This is a genomic window from Oligella ureolytica DSM 18253, assembly GCF_000373745.1.
GTDB lineage: Bacteria > Pseudomonadota > Gammaproteobacteria > Burkholderiales > Burkholderiaceae_B > Oligella > Oligella ureolytica.
The window spans coordinates 97,971-104,568 of record NZ_KB892302.1 but is presented as its reverse complement, the minus strand read 5'-3'; the positions used below and the strand labels follow the sequence as shown (position 1 = coordinate 104,568).

The 6,598-nt window shown below is 42.0% G+C and carries 9 protein-coding genes; 2 read left to right on the top strand and 7 right to left on the bottom strand.

Annotated elements, in window-relative coordinates; genetic code table 11:
- The coding region (locus B092_RS0107255; RefSeq protein ID WP_018574594.1) for an integrase core domain-containing protein at window positions 1-253 on the top strand (253 nt) is incomplete at its 5' end.
- 374 nt (window positions 254-627) lie between these two features.
- Here the strand turns inward: B092_RS0107255 and B092_RS0107250 are convergent.
- The 3 genes from B092_RS0107250 to B092_RS0107240 all read right to left on the bottom strand — a co-directional run bounded on the left by B092_RS0107250 (window position 628) and on the right by B092_RS0107240 (window position 2,370).
- Window positions 628-921 (bottom strand): HigA family addiction module antitoxin, encoded by a 294-nt coding sequence (locus B092_RS0107250; RefSeq protein ID WP_018574593.1) that lies wholly within the window; start codon window positions 919-921, stop codon window positions 628-630.
- 15 nt (window positions 922-936) lie between these two features.
- Window positions 937-1,215 carry a type II toxin-antitoxin system RelE/ParE family toxin gene (locus tag B092_RS0107245; RefSeq protein ID WP_018574592.1) on the bottom strand — a complete coding sequence of 93 codons (279 nt, stop codon included), beginning with the start codon at window positions 1,213-1,215 and terminating at the stop codon, window positions 937-939.
- Window positions 1,216-2,076: 861 nt separating this feature from the next.
- Window positions 2,077-2,370, bottom strand: coding sequence for an addiction module antidote protein (locus tag B092_RS0107240; protein ID WP_018574591.1), 294 nt, complete (start codon window positions 2,368-2,370; stop codon window positions 2,077-2,079).
- Between the two features lie 315 nt (window positions 2,371-2,685).
- Between B092_RS0107240 and B092_RS0107235 the strand changes: the two genes are divergently transcribed.
- Window positions 2,686-2,907, top strand: coding sequence for a hypothetical protein (locus B092_RS0107235; protein WP_018574590.1), 222 nt, complete (start codon window positions 2,686-2,688; stop codon window positions 2,905-2,907).
- A gap of 76 nt (window positions 2,908-2,983) precedes the next feature.
- Here B092_RS0107235 and B092_RS0107230 read toward each other — a convergent pair whose 3' ends face one another.
- The 4 genes from B092_RS0107230 to B092_RS0107215 all read right to left on the bottom strand — a co-directional run bounded on the left by B092_RS0107230 (window position 2,984) and on the right by B092_RS0107215 (window position 6,588).
- Complete coding sequence (locus B092_RS0107230) at window positions 2,984-3,238, bottom strand: hypothetical protein (RefSeq protein ID WP_018574589.1); 255 nt, start codon at window positions 3,236-3,238, stop codon at window positions 2,984-2,986.
- A 277-nt stretch (window positions 3,239-3,515) separates the two neighbouring features.
- The gene (locus tag B092_RS0107225; protein WP_018574588.1) at window positions 3,516-5,312 is read right to left on the bottom strand and encodes an acyl-CoA dehydrogenase family protein; all 1,797 of its coding nucleotides are present in this window, start codon (window positions 5,310-5,312) and stop codon (window positions 3,516-3,518) included.
- Between the two features lie 38 nt (window positions 5,313-5,350).
- Window positions 5,351-5,689: a DUF192 domain-containing protein gene (locus B092_RS0107220; RefSeq protein WP_018574587.1), complete on the bottom strand. Its 339-nt coding sequence runs from the start codon at window positions 5,687-5,689 to the stop codon at window positions 5,351-5,353.
- A 14-nt stretch (window positions 5,690-5,703) separates the two neighbouring features.
- Complete coding sequence (locus B092_RS0107215) at window positions 5,704-6,588, bottom strand: type II secretion system F family protein (RefSeq protein WP_018574586.1); 885 nt, start codon at window positions 6,586-6,588, stop codon at window positions 5,704-5,706.
- Window positions 6,589-6,598 lie beyond the last annotated feature (10 nt).

Below are 6,598 nucleotides of genomic sequence, written 5' to 3'. Positions count from 1 at the left end.
TGCATCTGTTGGTACAACCGGTGATTCATACGATAATGCATTGGCTGAAACGGTTAACGGGCTTTATAAAACAGAGGTGATTGAATATTTAAAACAGCAGTGGCGGGATGCGTGTGATGTTGAATTAGCAACCCTTGAATGGGTCGATTGGTTTAACAAAACTCGCATTCATAGTACGATTGGTTATGTGTCGCCTTTTGAGTTTGAGAGACGATACTATGATAGTCTTACTGAGTCAGACAAAGTTGCCTGACTCAAGCAATCCACTCTCCGATATACTCGGGGCGGTTCAATTTTTTAGTCGATGATAGAACCAAAAATGGCGCCGGACTTTTCCGTGGCGAACATATACATGTTGGACAAGACCCATTTTTAGATTGGGAAACCGTCGTCAACTACCTCTTACCCTTAGCTAAACTAAAGTAGCTTAGCACAAAAATGTGCTGTGAAGTACAGAGCTATTCACAGCTTCCAACCCTCTTCCGTCCTGTAAAATCTTCATGAATCTTATGAGATGTATAGTGCTATCTATCTGACAGCTTAGTGTCTCTCTTTCTAATTTTTAACTAAACGCTGTTTGCTTAAGTTAATTGGCGCACACGAACATTTAATATCCTCTTGCGGCTATCAAACAGGTGATTCTTCGGCAAATAAAGTCTGTACCGATGGCTGAGGACGTTTCATAGCTTGGGCTAAATCGTAATTGGTCTGCATAGCGAGCCATGCTCGGGCAGTACTAACGCCAGCACGCTCAAGGCGTATGGCTAGATCGGGACTAATACCTGCCTTGCAATTTAGAACACGCGAAAGTGCAACTCGAGACATGCTCAAGCGTTCTGCTGCCTCAGTTACGGTTAAACCTAATTCGGCTATTACATCTTCGCGCAATAATTCGCCTGGATGGGGTGGGTTTTTCATCATACTTTTCACTCTTTCTTAATGGTAGTCCAAATAATTGACCAATTCTACATCAGCACCAACAAAGCGAAATATCACCCGCCAATTGCCATTCACAGTGATTGACCAAAAACCTTTAAGTTCGCCTCTTAGAGGATGCAGTCTGAAGGACGGAAAACTTAAATCTTCTGGTCTTATAGCAACTTCCAGTGCACCTAAAATACGCTCCAACTTAGCAGCATGGGATGATTGAATGCCCTTAGTGCTTCCTGTAAGGTAGAAAGCTTCGAGACCTTTGTGTCGAAATCCCACTATCATAATATAATTGTATCGCGTATCGATACAAGATACAAATGTTTTATTTCTATCATCTTTCTAATTCCTTTCCAAGTTCACACTCTTTTTGATTCTTACTATTTAAGTGCTTTAAGGTTAAACAAGATATGTCGAGCTTACGCACCAAAGACAGGCACTTTACCCTCTTAGCATTTAAACAAGATTGAATACAATAATATCAGTCAATTTAAATAATCGAGAAGGAGGTGGTTATATATATCCATCAGAATTTTTTACTAAAAATCGTTAAGATATTTATAAAACGTCAACCCCAAGTGGAGCTGCTACTGTAGCTCGTGGAGAAGACACACCTAATAGTGATATAGGTTTCCTAGTTATGCCCCTTAGTAATGCGACCTTATTTGAAACTGGTGTTTTATAAAGTGACCTTGCTAAAATCTTCGGTGAAAATATAAATATCGTCAGTGAGAAAACTCTCAGAGAAGTTTTTAAATTTTTTACTTATTTCTCAGATCAAATTATGACTCAATAAATAAACTCGTAATATCAAATCATAATTTTGTGGCTCTCCAAGCCTATACTGTCATGTAACAGGTCCAGTACCTCAATAATATTATCGTGGGCTATGCAAAATACAATGAAATAACGCCCTTTATTCCCTTTCGCACGACATGTAATGCATAGAGACTTTCCCCAAGTTTTTCCCTTTGATTTACACCAATAATATCCCTGTCTGGCAGGATAGTTGTCACTTCCTAATTTTAACCAGATGCCGTTTATTAAGGTTGTCTAGCGTAATTATCGTACGTCAGACACAATAAAATAAAATGAAAACTAATCTCTAATTCATTCGAGCATTACTTTATGCAATGAAATTTAAGTTTATTGCGCATATTGAAATGTAATTTTTAAACCAAGCGCATGAGCAACTTTATACACAGTGATGAAACTAGGATTGCCATTTTCTCCAAAAGATTTATACAGTTCTTCACGAGTCAAACCTGTTTCTTGGGCAAGCTTTGTCATTCCATAAGATTTAGCAATATCGCCTAATACATGGGCAATATATACAGGGTCATCACCGGCTTCCTCTATTGCTGCCTCAAAATAGGCTTGGCGGTCTTCATCCGTTTTAAGATGATCCTGTATATCCCATTTTGTTAGTTTAATAGTCATGATTTTCCTCGTATTTCAATAGCCGTTTCATAAGATCTTTCATTTTATTATTAGCTAGACGGGAATTCTCAAGCAAACTCATTAACATCTCACGATCTGAGTTATTCGCTTTTAATTCATAGGAAGCTCTAAGTAGCTTATTGCTCCATCATACATCTCAACTATTGCCCACGTCCCCAACACCGTTACTCCCCTCACCGCTAACGTCCTGCCCTACAATAAACCATAAACAGCGCTTGCTTATGCGCTCATGCATTGAAAGGCTCCCAACAAGCCCCATCTACAAGAAATCAGCAACCAACATAAGGAACACTTATGAAAAAATCTCAAGCAGATACCCTTGCACTTATTTTTGCTAGGGACATTATTAAAACCAGCGCTAACCCAAACTCAACGGTGAAGTTGCTAACGGAGTCGAATGCTGTGGCGATTGGTAATTTTGTTAAAAAACTATCAGCGCAGTTCGAAAAACTAGAAGACCATACCAGCATCCCCGATGTTATCGGCGCCTTCTCTACTGATACAGTGACGAAATAAGCAAAATGAAACCCACCAAAAAACTGTTTTCTGGTGGGTTAATTTTTATACAGCACTTTTTTACTCTCTGCAGACATCACACAACAACGATCGATCCCAAACTAAAGACGACTGGAATAGACACAGCCCAGAGCAACACGCTCACAACATCGCCAACTTTAGACATATCGACTGATTTAAGCTTTGATAAAAAAGAGCTTGGACGACGCTTATAAAGCGTGACGTAACTATGATTGTCTTGGTATGTAAAACTCGGATGAACGGCAAAAGCATCTTCTGATTGTGATTTTGCGGATTTTTGATTTACACTATTTGCACGATGGATTGACATAACACACTCCTAAACCTAGTTGACTTGTAGGGGTTAGTTATGGGGTTTGCCCAGTGTAAACTTTGCACATTAAATCACTGAGCAAACCTATCAGGACCCTAAACCTGATAATCGACACCAACTACTGTATCGATATCTAGTACTGTACAGTTATACAGTACTTTTATCAAGCTTATTTTTCATGTAATTAATTGTTGCTGCATTAATGCCACAATTTTTACATCGTCCAAAAACATTAAAGGGGCTTATCAAAGCCCCTTATTAAATCTTCAATCAACTACGCATCAAAGCTTATCCCTTCAAAGCTCCTCACGCACTGCTCACTAGCCATCACCGCATCCGCCAGGCTAAGTACGCGCGGCGTAATGTGCGCAGCATAAAATAAGGCTGTGGCAAGTTTTTCACCCCCTGCTTCACCTAACTCAGCAGCAGTTAAAGCCTGACGTGCTAATTGCCAAGCTGAATGGGTATAGCCGGCAAGCATTAGATATGGCACGCTACCCGAAAAGGCTTGACTCATGGATTTTTTAGCGCCTAAATCAATCAGATAATCCACTACCCTCGCATAGCTTTCAACTGCTACATCCAACTTCTGAGCTATAAAACGTAGATCATTGTCCTTGCTATCCAGTAGACGACTAGCCGTATCTTGCATTTCTTTTACAAAATACTTAGCTACTGCACCCTCATCACGCATCGTCTTGCGGCCGATAATATCATTGGCCTGAATACCCGTCGTACCCTCATAAATAGGCAGAATGCGCGCATCGCGGAACAGTTGAGCAACTCCAGTTTCTTCTATATAGCCCATGCCGCCATGGACTTGCACAGCCAAGCTAGCGACTTCCTGAGCCATCTCGGTGCTATAGCCCTTAACAATCGGTACGAGGTATTCATAGATGGCCTGGTAACGAGCACGCTCTTCTGGATCCTCAAGATGATTGGCTAAATCGGCACGACTTGCGGCATAGAGTGCAATGGCGCGACTTCCCTCCGTGAGACTTCGCATCGTCATCAGCATGCGGCGCACGTCAGGATGCTTATTAATACTGACTGACTCGCGGCTACCACCTTCAACCGCAGTCCCCTGAATACGTTCTTGCGCATAAGCCCATGCTTGTTGCGTGGCACGTTCAGCAATTGAGGTACCTTGTAGACCAATCGCAAAACGAGCTTCATTCATCATCACGAACATATGACGGAGACCGTCATTTTCCTCACCGATAAGATAACCGATGGCGCCTTCACCTACCTCACCCTGATTGTCACCAAAGACCATCACTGCGGTTGGGCTGCCGTGAATGCCGAGTTTATGCTCAAGAGACGTACAAATAACATCGTTGCGTTTACCCAAGCTACCGTCTTCATTGACCAGGAACTTTGGCACCACAAATAAAGAAATGCCCTTCACCCCGGCAGGCGCATCAGGAGTACGCGCTAGAACCAGATGAATGATATTTTCTGCACCATCATGCTCACCCCAGGTGATGAAGATTTTTTGACCACTAATACGATAAGTACCATCGTCTTGGCGCACCGCTTTGGATTTTAAAAGAGCTAAATCAGAACCTGCCTGTGGCTCAGTCAAGTTCATTGTACCGGTCCAGCGACCTTCGACCATGGGTGGAATGAAGCGTTGCTTTTGTTCTTCGCTACCTGCTTGTGTAATCGCCTCAATACAACCATCTGTCAGTACCGGACATAAGGCAAAGGCCATATTAGCGGCGTTAAGATTTTCTGATAAGACCGTTGCCAAGAGTTTAGGAAAGCCCTGACCCCCGTATCCCGGATCATGCTGCAGAGCTTGCCAACCACCTTCCGAATGAAGCTGAAGAGCCTCTTTAAAACCTTTACTAAGGGTCACTGTACCATCCTGAGATACTGGATGGTTTTGATCACCAACGACATTTAATGGGGCAATGACATCTTCAACCAAGCGCGAGTTTTCTTCAATTACTGCATCAACTAAATCATCCGTTATTTCTTCAAAAGCCGATAGCTCTTGTATTTCTTTTAATAGACCCATAACTTTAAGATTAAAGTTAATATCTCCAACGGGCACCTTATAACTCATAACATCTCCTCTGTTTAATATGAAATCTTGAGGCCTTTCTAAATCCAGTTAATATGGTTTTTATTATCACTATCAAAGGCTAAACAAGCAGCAATGGTCTGCTGAAGCTGCTCTGCGTCTAACAGTTCCTTTGATGCCAACTCAATTGTAAAAAAAGCCCTAGATACAAAGACTATACGATTGGGTGGTAATTGTCGATAGTACTTTAAGAGATGACCTGTTTTATCGCAAAAGATCACATCAATGGCAAAGCGCATCCCAAAGGTATGTATCGCTTTACATGGCGCAAAAACATAGCAATGATGCTCAGCTAGATTGCGTTTTCCTAATAAGCCCTTTAACTTGGCGAGCAGACTTAAGCAGTAGGTAATTTTCATTAATGTGCCCTCAGCTACCAAGCCGCATTCATTAGTTTCAAGACAATTGGAAAGGCTATGACAATAAAGGTACACGGAAAAATACATGTCACTAGCGGAAATAGCATCTTTACCGGTGCTTCTAATGCTAGTTTCTCCGCCTTCATAAAGCGCTCACTACGCCGTTGCTCTGACTGGGCTCGTAAAATAGGTCCCAGACTAACGCCCAGCTTTTGGCTTTGAGCAATGGATGAAATTAAATGGGTAATTTCTTCTAAATCCGCACGCTTAGCCATTTCTTTTAAGGCATCCTGTCTGGATAGACCGGCACGCATATCACTCAAGGCATGGCTAATCTCAGTATTTAAAGGCCCTTTAGGCAAAAGGTGATGGGTTTGGCTTAGGGCTCCGTGGAAATTTAACCCTCCCTCAACAGACAAAGTAATCATGTCCAGGAAAAAAGGAAATTGCCTAAGCATCAAACGCTGTCGCTCCTTAGCTTGTTGTCGCAGTTTGTGACGTGGTAAATAAAAACTCAAAACAGCACTAAATAAGGCACACATAAGCAGCCAGTTGAGGTTAATCTTTAACCACCAAAACATCACCACGGTAAAAACAAACCCCAACACTGCCGCGGCTATTTGTAAACCAAAGACATGCTCCGGCTCTAACTGGTCAAGGCGCCCTGCTTTAACAATCTCTTTTTCCACCGCCATGCGGTAGCGCCACGACATCAATGGTCGTCCTAACGCTGCAAATAAATTAATCCACGGCCATAGCAATCCCCAAGCACGGTGAATTTGCAAACCCACAGGTCTCTGCACATCTGATTTAAGACTGGGCATAAACAAGAAATAAATTAACAGTGCAAGTGAAATGCTACTGCCTGCGAGACTGATATAGATAAAGTATGAAGACATCTAAACGCGC

What these genes read in the sequence shown, in the direction of transcription:
- B092_RS0107215 (WP_018574586.1), bottom strand. Translation starts at nt 6,588, where the DNA reads ATGTCTTCATACTTTATCTATATCAGTCTCGCAGGCAGTAGCATTTCA.
- B092_RS0107250 (WP_018574593.1), bottom strand. Translation starts at nt 921, where the DNA reads ATGATGAAAAACCCACCCCATCCAGGCGAATTATTGCGCGAAGATGTA.
- B092_RS0107240 (WP_018574591.1), bottom strand. Translation starts at nt 2,370, where the DNA reads ATGACTATTAAACTAACAAAATGGGATATACAGGATCATCTTAAAACG.
- B092_RS0107220 (WP_018574587.1), bottom strand. Translation starts at nt 5,689, where the DNA reads ATGAAAATTACCTACTGCTTAAGTCTGCTCGCCAAGTTAAAGGGCTTA.
- B092_RS0107235 (WP_018574590.1), top strand. Translation starts at nt 2,686, where the DNA reads ATGAAAAAATCTCAAGCAGATACCCTTGCACTTATTTTTGCTAGGGAC.
- B092_RS0107230 (WP_018574589.1), bottom strand. Translation starts at nt 3,238, where the DNA reads ATGTCAATCCATCGTGCAAATAGTGTAAATCAAAAATCCGCAAAATCA.
- B092_RS0107225 (WP_018574588.1), bottom strand. Translation starts at nt 5,312, where the DNA reads ATGAGTTATAAGGTGCCCGTTGGAGATATTAACTTTAATCTTAAAGTT.
- B092_RS0107245 (WP_018574592.1), bottom strand. Translation starts at nt 1,215, where the DNA reads ATGATAGTGGGATTTCGACACAAAGGTCTCGAAGCTTTCTACCTTACA.